Source organism: Marinobacter litoralis, from assembly GCF_016427555.1.
GTDB classification, from domain to species: Bacteria; Pseudomonadota; Gammaproteobacteria; order Pseudomonadales; family Oleiphilaceae; genus Marinobacter; species Marinobacter litoralis_A.
Window position 1 is genome coordinate 959,455 of the sequence record NZ_JAELVS010000001.1, and the last position, 18,798, is coordinate 978,252.

Sequence of the window (18,798 nt, forward strand, 5' to 3'; positions counted from 1 at the left end):
ATGCCCTACTCACAAGACGTTGATCAGATCGCTTCCATCGTCAAGCAAAACCCGACTTGGAACGCCATCAACCCTAAGCACGCTGCCCGCATGCGCGCCCAGAACAAATTCAAGACTGGTCTGGACATCGCTAAGTACACCGCGAAGATCATGCGTGAAGACATGGCCGCTTACGATGCCGACACTTCCAAGTACACTCAGTCTCTGGGTTGCTGGCACGGTTTCATTGGTCAGCAGAAGCTGATCTCTATCAAGAAGCACTTCGGTAGCACCAAGCGTCGTTACCTGTACCTGTCTGGCTGGATGGTTGCCGCTCTGCGTTCTGAGTTCGGTCCTCTGCCTGACCAGTCCATGCACGAGAAGACTTCTGTATCTGGCCTGATCGAAGAGCTGTACACCTTCCTGCGTCAAGCTGATGCCTGGGAACTGAACCACTTGTTCCGTGACCTGGAAGCCGCTGAAAAAGCTGGCGACACTGCGAAAGCCGAAGAGCTGATCAAGCAGATCGACAACCACGAAACTCACGTTGTACCGATCATTGCTGACATCGACGCTGGTTTTGGTAACGCTGAAGCGACTTACCTGTTGGCCAAGCAGATGATCGAAGCGGGTGCGTGCTGCATCCAGATCGAAAACCAGGTTTCTGACGAGAAGCAGTGTGGCCACCAGGACGGTAAAGTAACCGTTCCTCACGCCGACTTCCTGTCCAAGATCAACGCTGTTCGTCTGGCGTTCCTTGAGCTGGGTGTAGACGACGGTGTTATCGTTGCTCGTACCGACTCTCTGGGTGCTGGCCTGACCAAGCAGATCGCTGTAACCAACGAGCCGGGTGACCTGGGCGACCAGTACAACAGCTTCCTGGACGGCGAATACATCGAAGACGCTTCTCAGATCGAGAACGGCGACGTTGTGATCAAGTCTAACGGCAAGCTGCTGAAGCCGAAGCGTCTGGCTTCTGGCCTGTTCCAGTTCAAGCCAGGTTCCGGTGAAGACCGTGTTGTTCTGGACTGCATCACTTCCCTGCAGAACGGCGCAGACATGCTGTGGATCGAAACCGAGAAGCCTCACGTTGGTCAGATCGCTGGCATGGTAAACCGCATCAAGGAAGTTGTTCCCGATGCCAAGCTGGTTTACAACAACAGCCCGTCCTTCAACTGGACTCTGAACTTCCGTCAGCAGGTATTCGACGCCTGGAAGGAAGAAGGTAAAGACGTATCTGCGTACGATCGCGACCGTCTGATGAGCGCTGACTACGACGGCTCTGAGCTGGCTGAGCTGGCTGACGAGTGGACTCGTAACTTCCAGCGTGACGCGTCACGTGAAGCGGGTGTATTCCACCACTTGATCACTCTGCCGACTTACCACACTGCCGCTCTGTCTACTGACAACCTGGCGAAAGGCTACTTCGGTGACGAAGGCATGCTGGCCTACGTTGCTGGTGTTCAGCGTCAGGAAATCCGTCAGGGCATCGCCACTGTTAAGCACCAGGACATGGCTGGTTCTAACATCGGTGACGACCACAAAGAATTCTTCGCAGGTGAAGCTGCGCTGAAGGCTGGCGGTAAAGACAACACTATGGGTCAGTTCGAGAACATCTAATCTCGACGATCTAAGCAGTGTTGAAAAGCGGCCCCGGAAACGGGGCCGCTTTTTTTGTGTCTGGAATAGCGTCAGGAAGGCTGACAAGTGTTCAAAAGCTAAGGTTCTGAAAGTTGGAGTTTAGCTCTACTTTGGCAGAGGGTCGTCCATATAAATGCCTGACACCTTGTAGGCGAATCTCTCGTTTTGAGCGCTTTGTTGTATGCTGCAAGAAGGTCGGCAAAAGGAGCGCGCTATTGAACGTTGAGCAAGGCACGGTTTTTTTAGTGCTGGGTGTCACGCTGATCCTGTTTGTATGGAACCGCTTGCGTTTCGATGTGGTGGCCATGCTGGCGTTGTTGGCGGTCGCGGTTGCTGGCCTGGTGCCTGCCAGCGCCCTTTTTGCAGGTTTTGGTCACCCCGCGGTGATTACCGTGGCAGCCGTACTGGTGATTAGTCAAGGCTTGGTCAATGGTGGGGTGGTCGATGCAATTGCCCGGTATCTGGCCAGAATAGGGCATAACCCGGTGTTGCAGGTGGTGACGTTAACGGGGGTTGTTGCTCTGTGTTCAGCGTTTATCAATAACGTGGGGGCGTTGGCGCTGCTGATGCCGGTGGCCATCTGGATGTCTCGAAAGTCTGGCCGCTCACCGTCGTTTCTTCTAATGCCTCTGGCCTTTGGTTCGCTGCTGGGAGGCACCATCACACTCATTGGTACTCCGCCGAATATCATTATCGCCAGCTACCGCGAGGGTGGCACTTTCGGACTGTTTGATTTTGCGCCCGCGGGACTGGCCATTACGGTTGCCGGGGTTGTCTTTATCGGACTCGTCGGTTGGCGCTTCACCCCCAAGCGGGTCAATCCTGCCGATGACGAGCCACTGTTCAACGTGGGGGACTATGTCACTGAGCTTCGAGTACCGGATGGCAGCGGTTATGCCGGTAGCACTTTGCATAACTTGCTGACCTCCGGTGAAGAAGAGGAAAGTGTGGCGGTGCTAGCCCTCATTCGAAGCGAGAAAAGTTCACCCGCGCCATCTCCCTATCAGGTGTTGCGGGAGGATGATGTTTTGTTGGTACAGGCGGATACCGAAAGTCTGCAGGAATTTGTCGAGAAAACCGGGCTTACATTGGCGAATACCGTTGAGGACTCTGAAGACGAACGCGATGAAAACGCAGGTGAGGGCGAGCCGGCGCGGATCAAGCAGGCCCGGGCGGAGCGGGAGGAGGACATTGCGACCGGCGATGTCCGGCTTATGGAAGCGGTGATAACCCCGTCCTCTGCGCTGATCGGGCGCACAACCAACCGTCTGAACCTTCGTGAGCGATATGGATTGAACGTGGTGGCCATTGCTCGTCAGGGGCACCGTTTGACCCAACGGGTGTCCGATATTCGGTTTCGCTCCGGCGATATCCTGCTGGTTCAGGCCTATGAAAATAATTTGATGGCGACGTTGCAAACACTCGGCTGCCTGCCTTTGGCGGAGCGTGAGCTGTCATTAGGGCGGCAGAAGAGCCTCTGGTTAGCGGGCGGTTTGTTCCTTGGAGCCATCGGCGTGGTGTTAGCGGGGCTGTTGGCGCCGCCAGTGGCCTTGGTGGCCTGTGCAGTGGCGATGGTGGTGTTCCAGCTACTGGATGCCAACGAGGCTTATCAGGCGATTGATTGGTCTGTGATTGTCCTGCTTGCCGCCATGATTCCGGTTGGCCAGGCGTTGGAAGCAACTGGCGGGGCAGATGTTATTGCTGCGCAAATTCTGGGCGTGGCCCACGGGCAGCCAAACTGGGTGGCGCTCACCATCATCCTGACCGGATCGATGCTGTTGTCCAATGTGGTGAATAATGCAGCGGCCGCGGTACTGGTGGCGCCCATTGCGCTGGGCCTGTCAGCACAATTGGGGTTGCCGGCAGATGCCGCGTTGATGGGCGTTGCTGTAGGAACCTCCTGTGCTTTCCTCACTCCCATTGGGCACCAGTCCAATGCCTTGGTGATGGAGCCGGGCGGATACCGCTTCAGCGATTACTGGCGGTTGGGGCTGCCGCTTTCTCTGGTCGTTATCGGTGTTGCGGTACCGGTGATCCTTTGGGTGTGGTCCTAGTTGTCCAGGAGCAAACCATAAAACACGGTTTCGATAAGTGTGGGGGCTATTTCAGCCAGAGGCCATTGTTCCGGAGCGGTCAGCCAGTGGAAAAACAGACCGAGCATTTGCGTATGCAGCAAGTAGGCGGCCTGCTCGGGCGTGAGGTGGGACCGCAGGCGCTTACGGTTTTCCGGCAGTCTCATCACCTCAATCAATTGTGCGATCGCACTGGCCGATAATTCACGGTGGCGAATCAGTGCCTGATCCGATTCGTTGCGGTGCAGCAGGATGTAATGAACCCGAAAGTAGTGTTTGTCATTGGCCAGCTTTCTCAGTGCTAAAACACACATCGCTTTGAGGTTTTCAATGCTGCCGCCGCCCTCGCGGGCACTCTCCAGCAATTCGCCCAACGGTGCGCGGACTCGTTCAAGCATTGCATCGAGAACGTCCTGTTTATTGCGGAAATGCCAGTAGATCGCGCCTCGGGTTACACCGGCGGTATGGGCAATTTGTTCGAGCGACGCGCGCGCAACGCCCTTGTCGAAAAATACCTGCTCAGCGGCATCGAGAATGGATTCGCGAGTGGCTGCTGCTTCTGCTTTCGTTTTCCGTGCCATGGTCCCGTAACTATAGTGTCGGTATAAACCGTCAGTATAGCGGAATAAATGTTTACATACATACACGAATGAATGTATGTTGGCGTGCTAATTTTGCAGGCCGTTCTAACCTGCTTATTTACCCGGATTGATTTGCCTCGTGTTCAGGAGAACGCACATGACCATGGAATTATCTCATCGCCCAGCTGCCCGCGCCGGGCTGATTATTGCAAGCTTATCGACCTTGTTGATGTTCGCTGGCTGTAGCAGTGAAGACAGTGCCGGTCAGCAGGGGGGTGGCGGTTTCCCGCCGGCAGCGGTAACGGTAGAAACGGCTGAGCTGAGCGATGCCACCGTTCGCCAGGACTATGCCGGACGGGCACGGGGTGCTCGGGAGGTGCAAGTTCGTGCACGAGTCAACGGGGTGCTCGAAGAGCGGCTTTATGCGGAAGGGCAAATGGTGCGGGAGGGCGACTCCCTGTTCCGTATCGACCCTAAACCGGCGGAAGCCGCGTTCCAGCAGGCCAAAGCACAGCGTCAGGTAGCGGAAGCCAATTTGCGTCAGGCCGAGCGGGAATGGGCCCGGATCTCATCCTTGTACAAGCGTAAAGCGGTGAGCGAGCGGGATCGTGATTCTGCGGAATCGGCTCTGGAGCTGGCCAGAGCCAATTTGGCCGTTGCCGAAGCGGGTATGACCAAGTCGGAACTGAACCTTGGTTACACGCAAGTGACCGCGCCGCTCAGTGGCGTGACCAGTCTTGAGGATCTGCCGGAAGGCAGCTTGGTGGACGCAGGCACCTTGTTGACGACGATTGTACAGCTCGACCCGGTTCATGTGCGCTTTGCGTTGCCTGAAAACGACGCCAGTATTCGCCGTGCCGCAACGGAAGGCATGGCCCGTTCTGATGAGGCGCAGGCCGTATCCGCCCGATTGGTGTTGGCGAATGGTGACGAATACCCATTGGAAGGCCGGATCGATTTCACTGCGTCCACGCTCGACCCACGCACCGGGTCGGTATCGGCGAGGGCGGTCTTCCCGAACCCGGAGCATGTGATTGTGCCGGGGCAGTTTGTTCGGGTGCGGGTTGAGCTGCAGAACTTCGAGAACGTGATCACCGTGCCCGAAGCAGCCATTGCCGAGGGGCCCAAAGGGCCGATGGTTTACGTGGTGGACGACGAAGGCAAAGCCCAGGCGCGTGGTGTCGAGTTGGGTCCTGTCACCAACGGCCGTCAGATTATTCTGAAGGGCTTGGAAGCCGGCGACCGGTTCATTGTGACCGGCCTGACCAACCTTCGCCCGGGTGCACCGGTCAAGATTACCAATAGCAAAGCCGGGGAGGGGGCGAACTGATGTTGCGCACATTCATCGACCGGCCGATTTTCGCGACGGTCATTTCAATCATTATTACCTTGGGCGGTGCGCTGGCACTGCTCGGATTGCCGGTGGAGCAATACCCGAACGTGGTGCCGCCGCAAGTTGTGGTGGACGGGCGATTCCCGGGTGCCAGTGCCGACGTGATTTCCGATTCCGTGGTTGCACCGCTGGAGCAGGAGATCAACGGCGTTGACGACATGATCTATCTGGAATCCAGTGCAACCGACTCCGGCAGTTTCCGGATCTCGGTGTCATTCGAGATCGGTACCGATCCGGACCAGGCGACCATCAACGTAAACAACCGGGTTCAGCAAGCGCTGGCGCGACTGCCGCAATCCGTTCGTAACCAAGGCCTCAAAGTAGAGGCCCGGTCCACCTCGATTCTGCAGGTGATTGCGCTGTCGTCTCCGGATAATTCCATGGACGTGGTGGAAATCTCCAACTACGCCTTGTTGAACGTGCTCGACGAGCTGGTTCGGTTGCCGGGCATTGGTAATGCCTCGTTGTTTGGTGCGCAGGATTACTCGATGCGAATCTGGCTCCGGCCGGACAAGCTGGCTCAGTTTGAATTGACGCCGGGTGATGTGGCGAACGCATTGCGTGCGCAAAACGCCCAGTTTGCCGCGGGTCGAATCGGCGCGGAACCGGCTCCGAAGGGGCAGGCCTTCACCTTCAGTGTGTCGGCCCCCGGCCGCCTGACCAGCCCGGACGAGTTTGGCGAAGTGATCTTGCGCAGTGACGAGCAGGGCGCTGCCCTGCGTTTGAAAGATGTTGCGCGCATTGAGCTGGGCGCTCTGAACTACGACTTTGCCGCCATCTATAACGGCGATGCGACGGTGCCCATGGGTATCTATCTGCAGCCGGGTGCCAACGCGCTGGATGCTGCGGAAGCGGTGAACAAGGCCATGGCGGAAATTTCGGACCGGTTCCCGGAAGGTCTGGAGTACAGTGTTCCCTATGACACTACCCGCTTTATCGATATCTCCATTCAGGAGGTGTTCAGCACCTTTATTATGGCGGTGGTGTTGGTGGTTCTGGTGACCTTCCTGTTCCTGCAAAACCTCAGTGCCACCCTGATACCGCTGATGGCTATCCCGGTGTCTCTGATTGGTACGTTTGCCGGCATGCAGGCGCTGGGCTTCTCAGTGAACTTGTTGACCTTATTCGGGTTGATATTGGCCATCGGGGTGGTGGTGGATAACGCCATCATCATCATGGAAAACGCCGAGCGGTTGATCAAAGAAAAAGGTATGACTGCCTACGATGCCGCAGTGACCACCATTGGCCAGGTTTCCGGTGCGGTAGTTTCGTCAACGCTGGTACTGGTGGCGGTGTTTGCGCCGGTGGCGTTTCTGGGCGGGCTCAGTGGCGAATTGTACCGGCAGTTTGCGATCACCATAGCGGTGTCGGTGGTTATTTCCGGCGTTGTGGCGCTGACGCTTACGCCAGCCATGTGTGCGATGCTGCTGGGTAAAGAAAGCAAGCAGCTGACCGTGTTCCGCTGGTTTGATGCCGGCTTCAATAAGTTGACTGAAGGCTTCTCCGGCGTGGTGGACTGGCTGCTGAAACACGCGGTTGTGGGTGTGCTGTTGTTTGCGGCCATGCTGGGCAGCGTGGTGTTCCTGATGAACAAGATGCCTTCAGGGCTGGTGCCGCAGGAAGATCAGGGCTTTGTGCTGGCGGCTTATGCATTGCCTCCGGTGTCGGCCATGAGCCGCACGGAAGATGCCCGGGATGAATTGACGGCGAAAATGAAAAGCCTGCCGGAAGTGAAAGATGTGGTGGCCTTTGCCGGTTTCGACATCATCTCCAGTGCACTGCGCACCAACAGTGGTGTCGCGTTTGTGACGCTTGAAGATTGGGCGGAGCGTGAAGGCGAGGGCCAGGGTGCCGCCGATATAGCCAAGAAGATCATGGGCATTGGCTTTGGTATGCCCGAAGCCTTCGTGATTGCCTTTACGCCGCCACCGATCCAAGGGTTATCGACCACCGGCGGTGTGGAAGGCTACATTCAGGCTCGCGGTGGCCGTACCCCGGCGGAGATCAAGGCGATGGCGGACAAGTTCACTCAGGCGGCGAATGCGCGCCCGGAGCTGACCAACGTGCGAGTGACGCTGGACACCGGTATTCCCCGTTACAAGGCGAATGTGGACCGTGAGAAGGCTCAGGCGGCCGGTGTACCGATCGACCAGATCTTTACCACCATGCAGAGCACCTTTGGTGGCTTGTATGTGAACGACTTTACGCTGGAGGGCCGCAACTGGCAGGTGAACCTTCAGTCGGAAGGCGAGTTCCGCAGCCATCCGGGCGATTTGCGGAAGGTGTTTGTGCGCTCCAACTATGGCGAGATGATTCCGCTCAGCTCGTTGGTTGAATTGGAGCGTACCAGTGGGCCGGATATTCTGAACCGCTTTAACGTGTACCCGGCGGCGAAGCTGCTGGCTGACCCCGGCCCGGGTTATACCACCGGTGCGGCGCTGGCTGCGTTGGAGGCGGTTGCGGCTGAGCAGTTTGATCGGGACACCTTGGTTGGCTGGACCGGTGAAGCCTATCAGTTGCAGGATTCCGCAGACTCCGGTGCCATGGCGTTTGGCATGGGGTTGTTGCTGGTGTTCCTGATTCTGGCGGCTCAATATGAGCGTTGGGGTTTGCCGGTGGCGGTGGCAACCGCGGTTCCGTTTGGGGTGTTTGGGGCGGCCTTGGCGTCTTTGTGGCGTGGCTTCCCGAACGATATTTATTTCCAGGTGGGGCTGTTGGTACTGATCGGGCTGGCGGCGAAGAACGCGATTCTGATTGTGGAGTTTGCGGCTCAGAACCGGAAATCGGGTATGAGTTCGTTTGAGGCGGCCAGTGCGGCAGCGCGACAGCGTTTCCGGGCGATTATGATGACGGCGTTGACCTTTATTGTGGGGTCTTTGCCGTTGGCGTTCAGTTCCGGCGCGGGTGCGGTGAGTCGTCAGGAGATTGGTACGGTGGTGGTTGGCGGGATGCTGGCGGCCAGTACCTTGGCGCTGTTTTTTGTGCCTTTATTCTATAAGTTGATTGAGGACTTTGGGGATTGGCGCAAGCAGCGTAAGAAGGCCTGACGATTCGAGCTGACTTCGGTCAGTTCTTCGTGAATGTCATTGAACCGCCTTGGGTTTCTGCCCTTGGCGGTTTTTTGTTGTTATGCTGCTTTTGGAGTAAGAACCGGCAGAGGGAAGGCGCTTCCAAAAACCGCTCCTTCGGCACATCCATGTGGCGCTTCTGCTCCGCCATCCATGGCTGCGCACATTTTTGGAAGCGCCTCCCCTCTGCCGATTCCCCGACGCAGGGAGATATTTTCAGTGGAGCAAAACTCGATGTCTGTTTCTGAGACAAAAGCCCAGTTGCTTGATGAACTGATGCTCGCCCGAATTCGAACAGAACAACTCATCAATTCGTTATCCGACACCCAGTTGGATGTTCCCTATCACCCCGGTGTGAATCCGCCGCTGTGGGAGATGGGGCATTCGGCGTTTTTCTATGAGGTGTTTGTTTTCAAGCTGCTGGACGGTTTGGCGAGTTATAACCCGGCGATGGATGATCTGTGGGATTCGTTTCATGTTCAGCATCGGGATCGCTGGCGGCGGGATTTGTTTCCCGGGCGGGAGGAGACGCTGGCGTATTTTCGTACGGTTTATGACCGGGTGGCGGAGCGCATTCGGCAGTGTGAGCTGACGGATCAGGAGTTGTATCTGTATCGCTATGCGATTTTTCACCAGAACATGCACATTGAGTCGTTGATCTGGTGTCGCCAGACGGTGGAGTATCCGGCACCGCCGGATTTTGTGGGTGATCGGCCAGCGCCGGGTGAGGCGGTCGCCGGGGATGTGGAGGTGCCGGCGGGGCGTTGGGTGATTGGGATGCCGGGTGCTTCGGAGGCGTACGCGGGGGCGGATTTTGCCTTTGATGCGGAAAAGCCGCGGTTTGAGGTGCAGTTGCCGGGGTTTGCGATCAGTCGCACGCTGGTGACGAATCGTGAGTTTTTGGCGTTTGTGAAGGACGGCGGTTATCAGCGGCCGGAGTTGTGGTCGTTTGGTGGGCGGCAGTGGTTGGAGTCGTCTCCGGGCCACCCGGTATATTGGCGGTGTCATGAGGGACAGTGGCAGGTTCGGTTGTTTAATCGCTGGTTGCCGTTGAATCCCGATGCACCGGTGACGCATGTTTCTTATTGGGAAGCCGAGGCTTGGTGTCGCTGGATTGGGCGGCGTCTGCCAACGGAGTATGAGTGGGAGGTGGCCGCTTTGGCGAACCGGCCGGGTGAGCTGTTCCGGCGTTACCCTTGGGGCAATGAGGCGCCGGATGCGTCACGTGCGGATATGAATGGGCGTTCGATGGCGCAGAATCGGGTGTTTGATTATCCGGCGGGTGACAGTGCGTTTGGCTGTCGGCAGATGCTGGGGTCGGTGTGGGAGTGGACCAGCGATCAGTTTTTGCCGTACGACGGCTTCAAGGTGGATATGTACCCGTTTATGTCAACGCTGCAGTTCGGTGACCACAAGGTGACTCGTGGCGGGAGTTGTGCCACGACTTCAAGCCTGATTCGTGGCACCTATCGGCAGGCGTATCTGCCTCAGAGGAACGATGTGTTTACGGGTTTCCGTACCTGCGCTTTAGGTTGATTGCTGATTGGACTGAGAAAGTGTTACCTCGGGTTCGGAGAATTCCGGGGCTATTTGCTCCAGGTGGCTGGCCAAGGCAACGCCGGTTTCGCTCATGGTGAGGTAGGCTTCGTTGGCACCGGCTTCGCGAATGCGTTCGGCTTCGTCCTCAAACATGGTGTGGGCGACAATGTAGCCGGTGAAACCGAGCTTTCTCAGCATGCGCGCGGCGATCAGTTTGGCTTCGATATCCCCCATTGCGAGAATGACGGCTTCCACCGAGGGCATGTGCAGGGCTTCCCAGAAAGTGTTGTCTTCCGCGTCGGCGTAGACCACGTTACGCCCCTGTTTTTGGTGTCGCGCAACTTTGGCTAAATCGGAATCCAAAGCCATAAGCCGGGCTTCGGTGTCGCGCAGTGTATCGTAGGCGGCGGTTCCGGTTCGCCCCATGCCCATTACAACAACCCGGGTATCACCCAAGGATATCGGCAGTTCATCCGGGTGCCGTCGGTCGTTTTCGAACGGCACGAGGCGATGGCTCCAGCGCTCATACAGTGGGTGCGCCAACCGGTTGAGCGGCGCGGATATCAGAAAGGACAAGGCGACCGACAAGGCCAGTGGGACCAGCCATTCGGGCAGGGCAACGCTGGCCACAATCAGGCCAAATTCGCTGTAGTTGGTCAGCGCCAATGAGGTCAGGAAGCTGCTGCGCGCACGCAGGCGGAAAAGCAGCATGAGGAAGAAGAATAAAATACCCTTCAAGGGCAGGATCAAGGCCACAACAACGGCGAAGAGGATGGCATCTTTGCCTGGCAGGCCGTCAATGCCGATTTGCAGAAAGAACCCCACCAGGAAGATTTCTTTCACGCTCCACAGGGACTTGGCCAGTTCCTGACTTCTCGGGTGATTAGCGAGAATGGCTCCAAACACCAGAGCGCCCAGTTCCGAGCTGAGCCCGACCGCCTGAAAGCCCAGGCCCCCCAGCACCAATGCCAGCACAAGCCCCAGCAACACCAGAAGTTCTTCGTGGCCGCTTGCGTCCAGCAGCTTGTAAAGAACAGGGCGAAGTAACGGCAGGCCAAACACGATCAGTGCCCATTGCGACGGTGTTTGCCCGGCGGCGAGACTCATCACCACCAGCGCGATCAAGTCCTGCATGATCAGGATGCCAATCGACACCCGCCCGTGGAAAGCGCGCAGTTCACGTTTGTTTTCCAGTACTTTTGCGGCCAACACGGTTGAGGAGAACGATAGGGCGATCGCCAGCATCAGCGCGGTGTACCAGCTCACTTCGAGAATCAGATAAATGCCGGGGGCGAACACCAGAGCGGTGATCGAAAAGTGCAGCAGGCTGCCGCCGATGACTTCCGGGCTGAACACCGATTTCAGTTTCAGTTTGAGCCCGACGGTAAAGAGCATGAGCAGAACGCCCAGATGGGCGATGTGATCCAGCACGGCGGTGGGTTCTGGCGAGATCGGGATGGACGGGTTAGCGGCCATGGCGCTGAGGATAAACCCCGCGGCGAGATAGCCGATCAGCGGTGGCAGGTGCACCGTTTTGATCAGCAGGCCGAGGCCAAAGGCAAATGAAATCCAGATCGCTTCAGGCATGAAAGGCCCTTACCGGGGAACAGAGCAAGAAGGCTACCTTGTTTTTTCCCCGTGTTGAAGTCGATTAACGGCTAACGGGCTGCCATTTGATCTGTGTCTTTTTCTGACCGGTAAGGTTTGGAGAACTGGAGAAACAACTCAGCGGATTCTTTCGGTATCTCGATCATCGGTGCATGGCCAATGCCCTCAAGGACAGTGAGCTCAGCGCCGGGAATGTCTCGCTTGAACAGATCGCCGTTACGGTAATCCAGAACGCGATCTTCTTTGCCCCAGACAATCAGCACCGGATCTTCGATACGCTTGATCGCATCACGAAAATCGGTATTCAGGCCCGCTTCTCGGATGTCGGAGAAGATGACCTTGTTGATGTCTTGATTGGCAATGGCTTTTTCTTCCATCACACCGAGGATTGGCCAGGGGATAAAGGGCTTCTCTTCCATGGCGAAGTCGATCAAGCGTTCGAAGTCTCCCGGTTTGGATGGGATGAGGGGGTTTTCTCCGTCGAGCACCAGATCCGTGAGTTCGCTCGGGTATTCCAGGATGCCGGCGGGGTTGAACAGAACGGCGGTTTTGATCTGTTCGGGGTAGGTAGCGGCATAGAGTGCGGTAATTGCGCCGCCCATGGAGTTGCCCATCATGTGCGCTTTATCGATGTTCAGCGCCGAAAGTATGCGGGCAAGGTGGCTGACTTGCTGCTCCAGCCGGTAGCCAAGATCCAGCGGTTTGCTGCTGTCGCCGTGGCCCGGTAGGTCGATGGCGTATACGTTGAAATCATCGGTGAGTTCGCCAGCCATGCGGGTCCAGTTGTCTTTATTGGCGGCAAAGCCGTGTACCAGAACGATGGTGTCCCCGTTGTTGGACTCAATATTTTTCAGATAGGCAATTTCCAGATCACCCACGGTTATCCGGCTGGCTTCCAGTCCGGCGCCTGTGCGTTCCCAGTCAATCGCGGCGTCGTAGATCTCCTGCCGCGAGCAGGCAGTGGTTAGCAGCACAGTTAAACACAGCAGCGCTAGCGTTAGCGGTGATGATTTCAGCATAGGTCTGGCCCCCCGGGGTGTCTGGCCGTTCGTTCCATGGAAGGGGGTATACATTAAGGCATAAAAAAGCCCGGTCAATGACCGGGCTGACAATGCGTGTGAACGGCGTTACAAATCAGCCTTGTTCACGGGCGATGGCCCGATATGCAATGTCTTTACGGCAGAATACGCCGTTCCAATCCACTTTTTCGGCCAGTTCGTAGGCGCGTTGCTGAGCTTCGGTGACGGTGTTGCCGAGGGCGGTGGCGCAGAGTACGCGACCGCCGTTAGTGACCACTTCACCGTCTTTCAGGCTGGTGCCGGCGTGGAAGACTTTTTCGCCGTCTACTTCGGTTTCGGGCAGGCCGGAGATTACATCGCCTTTGTTGTAACTGCCGGGATAACCGCCGGCGGCCAGAACAATGCCCACCGAGGCGCGCTCATCCCACACGGAATCACACTGATCCAGAGTGCCGTCCACCGCTGCCAGAGACAGCTCGACGATGTCCGATTTCATTCGCAGCATGATCGGTTGGGTTTCCGGATCACCAAAGCGACAGTTGAACTCGATGACCTTGGGCGCGCCCTGGGTGTCGATCATCAAGCCGGCGTAGAGGAAGCCCTTATAAGGATGGCCTTCTGCCGCCATGCCGTTAACGGTCGGCATGATCACTTCGTCCATGATGCGCTGGTGCACATCGGGTGTGACCACGGGAGCAGGGGAATACGCACCCATACCACCGGTGTTCGGGCCGGTGTCGCCGTCGCCCACGCGTTTGTGGTCTTGGGAGGTGGCCATGGCAAGAACGTTCTTGCCATCCACCATAACGATGAAGGAGGCTTCTTCGCCGTCGAGGAATTCTTCGACAACCACACGGCTGCCGGCCTCACCAAAGGCGTTGCCTGCCAGCATATCGCGGATCGCGTCTTCGGCTTCTTCCAAAGTCGTGGCAACGATGACGCCTTTGCCGGCAGCCAGGCCATCGGCTTTAACGACAATCGGTGCGCCTTTTTCACGAACGTAGGCGAGGGCTTCGTCAACGTCGGTGAAGTTGGCGTAATCAGCCGTCGGGATCTTCTGGCGCGCCAGGAAGTCCTTGGTGAAGGCCTTGGAACCCTCAAGCTGGGCCGCACCGGCGCTCGGGCCGAAGATGCGTAAACCGCGTTCTTCAAATTTATCGACTACGCCAGCCACCAGCGGGGCTTCCGGGCCAACGATGGTCAGGCCAACGTTGTTCTGTTCGGCGAAGTTGGCCAGACCGTCGAGATCCATAACGTCCAGATTGACGTTCTCCAGACCGGGCTCGCGGGCGGTGCCAGCGTTACCCGGTGCGACAAAAACCTTCTCAGCCAATGGTGATTGGGCGGCTTTCCAGGCCAGTGCGTGCTCGCGTCCGCCACTGCCGATAATCAGAATGTTCATGTTGTGCTCCTGAATGCTGTGATCAGTGACGGAAGTGGCGCATGCCGGTGAAGACCATGGCGATGCCGTGTTCGTTGGCAGCGTCGATCACTTCCTGGTCGCGCATGGAACCACCGGGCTGAATTACTGCGGTGATTCCTGCAGCAGCGGCCGCATCGATGCCATCACGGAACGGGAAGAAGGCGTCGGAGGACATCACCGAACCTTTTACTTCCAGACCTTCGTCGGCGGCTTTGATGCCGGCGATCTTGGCGCTGTATACCCGGCTCATCTGGCCGGCGCCGACACCGATGGTGCGGCCGGCTTTGGCGTAAACGATGGCGTTGGACTTAACGTACTTGGCCACTTCCCAGGCGAACAGCAGGTCGTTCAGTTCCTGTTCAGTGGGTTGGCGATCGGTTACTACCTTGACGTCTTCCATCGCGACCATGCCCAGGTCGCGGTCCTGAACCAGCAGGCCGCCGGTAACGCGCTTGTAGTCCATGGTCTTGGCGCGGTGGCTGTCGAATTCGCCACAGGCCAGCAGGCGCACGTTCTTCTTGGTCGATACGATTTCTACCGCTTCGGGCGCGATGCTAGGGGCAATGATGACTTCCACAAACTGACGATCAACGATGGCCTTGGCGGTTTTCGCATCCAGTTCGCGGTTGAAGGCGATGATGCCGCCGAAGGCTGAGGTCGGGTCGGTGGCGAAGGCCAGGTCGTAGGCCTGAAGAATGTCGGCACCAATGGCAACGCCGCAGGGGTTGGCGTGCTTAACGATAACGCAGGCTGGGTCAGCGAAAGGCTTTACGCACTCCAGCGCAGCGTCGGTATCGGCAACGTTGTTGTAGCTCAGCTCTTTGCCTTGCAACTGTTTGGCAGTGGCAACACAAGCTTCACGGGGGTTGGTCTCGGCGTAGAAAGCGGCGCGCTGGTGCGGGTTTTCGCCGTAACGCATGTCCTGAACCTTCACAAACTGGGTGTTGAAGGTGCGCGGGAAGTCAGCGTTGTCGTTGTCGGGAGTGCGCCCGCCCAGATAGTTGGCGATGGCACCGTCGTAACCCGCGGTATGTTCGAACGCTTTGACGGCCAGATCGAAACGGGTGTTGTAGGTCAGGTCGCCGTCGTTCTCTTCGAGTTCTTTCAGCACACGGCTGTAGTCCGTCGAGTTAACAACAATGGCGACGTCGTTGTGGTTTTTGGCCGCAGCGCGAACCATGGTCGGGCCACCGATGTCGATGTTTTCGATGGCGGTCGCCAGATCGCAATCCGGTTTCGCCACGGTATCTTCGAACGGGTAGAGGTTGACCACCACCATGTCGATCGGATTGATGCCGTGCTCGGCCATGATCGCGTCGTCAGTACCGCGACGGCCCAGAACGCCACCGTGAATCTTCGGATGCAGGGTTTTCACCCGGCCGTCCATCATTTCCGGGAAACCGGTGTAATCAGACACTTCGGTGACCGGTACCTTGTTTTCCTGCAGCAGCCGGAAGGTGCCGCCAGTAGACAGCAGCTCAATGCCGCGTTCGGTCAGGGCACGTGCGAAATCGACGATGCCGGTTTTATCACTCACGCTGATCAGGGCGCGACGGACGGGGGTGTTAGCCTGGTTTGCCATGGTTCAGTTTCTTCGCTGTTCAGATAAGCCGGGGGTTAGCCTGAATATAAAGAACAAAGGCCTCGCGAACGAATCCGGGAGGCCCTTGAGGGTCGTGTCTGATTATAGCAGACCGTATTGCTTCAGTTTCTTGCGCAGGGTTCCGCGGTTCAGGCCAAGCATCGTGGAAGCTTTGGTCTGGTTGTTGCGGGTGTACTTCATTACCTGCTCGAGCAGGGGCGCTTCAACTTCAGAAAGCACCAGTTGGTATACGTCGGTGACGGGCGCTCCGTCCAGTTGCGCGAAGTAGTTCTTCAAAGCAACTTCTACGCTGTCGCGCAGGGTGACGCTATTGCCGCTGCCGTTTACCGTGTGCAACTGATGTGATTCATCGTTGGCCGGGGTGCTCAGATTATCGTGTGCCAAAGTCTCAGCGGTCATGCTGCGAATACCTCTCCATTTCGTAAGCGTGCAAAGTACTGTGCGATGCTGTCTTTTTGCTCCAGTGGGTCTTCGATCCCATTGAAGCGACTGCGGAACTGTTTGCTTTCATCGTGGGTCTGCAGATACCAGCCCACATGTTTTCTGGCGATACGCACGCCCATCTTTTCCCCGTAGAAGCTGTGCAGTTCGGCGAGATGCTCCTGGAGAATCTGCTCCACTTCCGTCAGGGGCGGTGCTGCAAGGTGTTCGCCGGTTTCGAGAAAATGCATGATTTCCCGAAAAATCCATGGCCGGCCTTGCGCGCCTCTGCCGATCAGTAACCCGTCTGCGCCGGTGTAGGCCAATACATGCCGGGCTTTTTCCGGTGTGGTGATGTCGCCGTTGGCAAACACCGGAATACCCACACTGGCTTTTACTTCGGCAATGGTGTCGTATTCGGCATCGCCCAGGTATTTGTCGGCTCTTGTGCGGCCGTGTACAGCGAGGGCCTGAATGCCTGCGTCTTCTGCCATTTTTGCAATTGTTTTGGCGTTACGGTTGTCGCGATCCCAACCTGTGCGCATTTTCAGTGTCACCGGAATATCGACGGCGCTGACCACCGCTTCCAGAATTTCCTGAACCAGCTTTTCGTCTTTCATCAAAGCCGAACCGGCGGCCTTGTTGCAGACTTTTTTGGCTGGACACCCCATGTTGATGTCGATGATCTGGGCACCAAACTCGGCGTTTTGCCTTGCGGCATCGGCCAGCATATCTGGGTCGCCGCCGGCGATTTGCACTGACCGGGGTTCGGGTTCGCCCTGATGGTTCATCCGGGTGCGAGATTTGCGCGTATGCCAGAGCTTGCTGTCCGCTATGACCATTTCCGATACCGCCAATCCAGCGCCCATTCTTCGGCACAACAGCCGAAACGGGCGATCGGTTACACCGGCCATGGGTGCAACTATCAATGGGTTGGGCAGGGTGTACGGCCCGATTTTTGCCGTTGGCAGCATGATCTGAGTCCGTGTCACAGCGGGTTTAGCAAGGTTCGGTTTCTAGTCGTTGCTCAAAAACTGAACGACTGTTTCCCGAAGGGCGGTAATGATACCGCCGAGGGCAGTTTGATTGAAGGGATAAATGAGCGAAAAAACTGATTATTTTTCGCTCTGTCTGGTTGACTTTTGCTCTACCGGCTGAAGGCCGTCGTCAGGGCTCTCGGTATCTACGGACGGAAAAGCAGGTTGTAGTTGACCGCGTCCCGCCCGGGGTCTCGAATCCGGATGGCGATCTTCACTGGCGTATCCGTGGGCATGTTCTCCAGAGCTTCTCCGTCGCCGGCGATGTACTCGTCAGGGCTGAACACACTTTGCGCCACCACATCCCCATTCAGGTTGGAGAAGGTCAAGGCGATAGACGGGAAAGGTTGTTCGAAGTTGGCACGATTGATGATGACTGCATCGACAATCAGCTGGTTGCGGTTGTCCGGGGCGGTGCGAACCACCAGTTTTCGGCTTTGTATGGCATCGATATCCACCAGTGGCTGCAGTTCGCAACCGGCCAGCTCACAGCCTTTCTCGTAAAAGGGGCGCAGCTGAGGGATGGCCGATAGTCTGTCGAACTGGAACCAGGTGGCCTGTGCTACCAATAGTCCGAACAGCGCCAGGGTCACCAGGCTCCACAGTACCGTTCGAAGGCGACTGCCGCGACCACCGACCGACACGGGGTCCCGGCGTAAATCCTGGTATAAGGTCGCGGTTTGTTGCTCCGGGCGGGCCCGGTTGATCAGCGGGTCGCCCACCTGCTCGGCGCTATCACCTGTGGGTTCGTCGCTAACGGTTGGTGAGTCGGTCTCGACCGCAGAGTGCGGACGGGAGGATGCTGTTTTAGGCTCAGGCTCAGGCTCAGGCTCAGGCTCAGGCTCAGGCTCAGGCTCAGGCTCAGGCTCAGGCTTCTGTGTGGAAGGCTTGGGCGCTTCGGCGGGATCACCGGAAAGCATGGCTTCAGCCCAGCTTTCGTCAACCTGTGAATGGCTATGGGTTGGGTCGTTTTCGGCGAAGCCGTCATGGTTTCGGTCGTCAACCGAAAGAAAACTGTCGCTCAGTTCGTCTTCGGAAAACGTCAGTTTGTCGCCCGCGTAAAGCCCTTCTTCGGCATCTTCTTCGGGATTATCGACGAAAACGAAATCATCTTCGATAACGCTGCTGCGAGTCTCGGTCTGGGGGGGCGCGTCAGATGAGGAGGATTCAGGAGCACGCTGGGAGCTGGAGGTCGTGCTGTCACCGGAAGGGGCTAGTCGGTGCTCTTTTGCATTAAAGATGGCCATGCAGTTGCCGCAACGGACTTTGCCTCCGGCCACACTGAGCTGTTCATCAGTTACCCGAAAACGGGTTGCACACTCTGGGCACTGTGTTTGCAGGCTGCTCTGGGTCATGCTGTTATCCTGAACGCTTAGTCACTGCGTGATTGCTAGGAACCACGCAGTTTAGACGTA

At 57.3% G+C, this 18,798-nt stretch carries 13 protein-coding genes; 5 read left to right on the forward strand and 8 right to left on the reverse strand.

Annotated elements, in window-relative coordinates; all coding sequences use genetic code 11:
- Together JAO79_RS04350 and JAO79_RS04355 are read left to right on the forward strand one after the other, a co-directional pair.
- Entirely contained in the window at positions 1–1,599 is a 1,599-nt protein-coding gene (locus JAO79_RS04350) for an isocitrate lyase (protein ID WP_199005904.1), read from the forward strand.
- 236 nt (positions 1,600–1,835) lie between these two features.
- Positions 1,836–3,674: an SLC13 family permease gene (locus JAO79_RS04355; protein ID WP_199005905.1), complete on the forward strand. Its 1,839-nt coding sequence runs from the start codon at positions 1,836–1,838 to the stop codon at positions 3,672–3,674.
- On the opposite strand, the gene JAO79_RS16200 is transcribed toward JAO79_RS04355, so the two are convergent.
- Positions 3,671–4,273, reverse strand: coding sequence for a TetR family transcriptional regulator (locus JAO79_RS16200; RefSeq protein ID WP_199005906.1), 603 nt, complete (start codon positions 4,271–4,273; stop codon positions 3,671–3,673). The two genes, JAO79_RS04355 and JAO79_RS16200, sit on opposite strands and share 4 nt — an antisense overlap.
- A 157-nt stretch (positions 4,274–4,430) precedes the next feature.
- Here JAO79_RS16200 and JAO79_RS04365 point away from each other — a divergent pair, with 157 nt between their 5' ends.
- The 3 genes from JAO79_RS04365 to senA all read left to right on the forward strand — a co-directional run bounded on the left by JAO79_RS04365 (position 4,431) and on the right by senA (position 10,270).
- Positions 4,431–5,603, forward strand: coding sequence for an efflux RND transporter periplasmic adaptor subunit (locus JAO79_RS04365; RefSeq protein WP_199005907.1), 1,173 nt, complete (start codon positions 4,431–4,433; stop codon positions 5,601–5,603).
- The gene (locus JAO79_RS04370; RefSeq protein WP_199005908.1) at positions 5,603–8,713 is read left to right on the forward strand and encodes an efflux RND transporter permease subunit; all 3,111 of its coding nucleotides are present in this window, start codon (positions 5,603–5,605) and stop codon (positions 8,711–8,713) included. The genes JAO79_RS04365 and JAO79_RS04370 overlap by 1 nt, the downstream gene beginning before the upstream one ends.
- A gap of 255 nt (positions 8,714–8,968) precedes the next feature.
- On the forward strand, positions 8,969–10,270 hold the full coding sequence (gene senA, locus JAO79_RS04375; protein ID WP_199005909.1) for a selenoneine synthase SenA: 1,302 nt from the start codon (positions 8,969–8,971) through the stop codon (positions 10,268–10,270).
- On the opposite strand, the gene JAO79_RS04380 is transcribed toward senA, so the two are convergent.
- From JAO79_RS04380 to JAO79_RS04410, 7 genes are all read right to left on the reverse strand, one after another.
- Positions 10,262–11,860: a cation:proton antiporter family protein gene (locus tag JAO79_RS04380; protein ID WP_199005910.1), complete on the reverse strand. Its 1,599-nt coding sequence runs from the start codon at positions 11,858–11,860 to the stop codon at positions 10,262–10,264. The two genes, senA and JAO79_RS04380, sit on opposite strands and share 9 nt — an antisense overlap.
- 71 nt (positions 11,861–11,931) lie before the next feature.
- Positions 11,932–12,900, reverse strand: coding sequence for an alpha/beta fold hydrolase (locus tag JAO79_RS04385; RefSeq protein ID WP_199005911.1), 969 nt, complete (start codon positions 12,898–12,900; stop codon positions 11,932–11,934).
- Between the two features lie 115 nt (positions 12,901–13,015).
- On the reverse strand, positions 13,016–14,302 hold the full coding sequence (gene purD, locus JAO79_RS04390; protein ID WP_199005912.1) for a phosphoribosylamine--glycine ligase: 1,287 nt from the start codon (positions 14,300–14,302) through the stop codon (positions 13,016–13,018).
- A 22-nt stretch (positions 14,303–14,324) separates the two neighbouring features.
- Positions 14,325–15,905 carry a bifunctional phosphoribosylaminoimidazolecarboxamide formyltransferase/IMP cyclohydrolase gene (gene purH / locus JAO79_RS04395; RefSeq protein ID WP_199005913.1) on the reverse strand — a complete coding sequence of 527 codons (1,581 nt, stop codon included), beginning with the start codon at positions 15,903–15,905 and terminating at the stop codon, positions 14,325–14,327.
- Positions 15,906–16,007: 102 nt separating this feature from the next.
- A complete protein-coding gene (fis, locus tag JAO79_RS04400; protein WP_199005914.1) occupies positions 16,008–16,325 on the reverse strand; it encodes a DNA-binding transcriptional regulator Fis in 318 nt (105 codons plus the stop codon).
- The gene (gene dusB, locus JAO79_RS04405) at positions 16,322–17,320 is read right to left on the reverse strand and encodes a tRNA dihydrouridine synthase DusB (RefSeq protein ID WP_199005915.1); all 999 of its coding nucleotides are present in this window, start codon (positions 17,318–17,320) and stop codon (positions 16,322–16,324) included. Before dusB ends, fis begins: the two co-directional genes overlap by 4 nt.
- Positions 17,321–17,529: 209 nt before the next feature.
- The gene (locus JAO79_RS04410) at positions 17,530–18,738 is read right to left on the reverse strand and encodes a DUF3426 domain-containing protein (RefSeq protein WP_199005916.1); all 1,209 of its coding nucleotides are present in this window, start codon (positions 18,736–18,738) and stop codon (positions 17,530–17,532) included.
- Between the last annotated feature and the right edge of the window lie 60 nt (positions 18,739–18,798).

What these genes read in the sequence shown, in the direction of transcription:
- JAO79_RS04370 (WP_199005908.1), top strand. Translation starts at nt 5,603, where the DNA reads ATGTTGCGCACATTCATCGACCGGCCGATTTTCGCGACGGTCATTTCA.
- JAO79_RS16200 (WP_199005906.1), bottom strand. Translation starts at nt 4,273, where the DNA reads ATGGCACGGAAAACGAAAGCAGAAGCAGCAGCCACTCGCGAATCCATT.
- JAO79_RS04350 (WP_199005904.1), top strand. Translation starts at nt 1, where the DNA reads ATGCCCTACTCACAAGACGTTGATCAGATCGCTTCCATCGTCAAGCAA.
- JAO79_RS04385 (WP_199005911.1), bottom strand. Translation starts at nt 12,900, where the DNA reads ATGCTGAAATCATCACCGCTAACGCTAGCGCTGCTGTGTTTAACTGTG.
- JAO79_RS04380 (WP_199005910.1), bottom strand. Translation starts at nt 11,860, where the DNA reads ATGCCTGAAGCGATCTGGATTTCATTTGCCTTTGGCCTCGGCCTGCTG.
- JAO79_RS04365 (WP_199005907.1), top strand. Translation starts at nt 4,431, where the DNA reads ATGACCATGGAATTATCTCATCGCCCAGCTGCCCGCGCCGGGCTGATT.
- senA (WP_199005909.1), top strand. Translation starts at nt 8,969, where the DNA reads ATGTCTGTTTCTGAGACAAAAGCCCAGTTGCTTGATGAACTGATGCTC.
- JAO79_RS04410 (WP_199005916.1), bottom strand. Translation starts at nt 18,738, where the DNA reads ATGACCCAGAGCAGCCTGCAAACACAGTGCCCAGAGTGTGCAACCCGT.
- purH (WP_199005913.1), bottom strand. Translation starts at nt 15,905, where the DNA reads ATGGCAAACCAGGCTAACACCCCCGTCCGTCGCGCCCTGATCAGCGTG.
- fis (WP_199005914.1), bottom strand. Translation starts at nt 16,325, where the DNA reads ATGACCGCTGAGACTTTGGCACACGATAATCTGAGCACCCCGGCCAAC.
- dusB (WP_199005915.1), bottom strand. Translation starts at nt 17,320, where the DNA reads ATGCTGCCAACGGCAAAAATCGGGCCGTACACCCTGCCCAACCCATTG.
- purD (WP_199005912.1), bottom strand. Translation starts at nt 14,302, where the DNA reads ATGAACATTCTGATTATCGGCAGTGGCGGACGCGAGCACGCACTGGCC.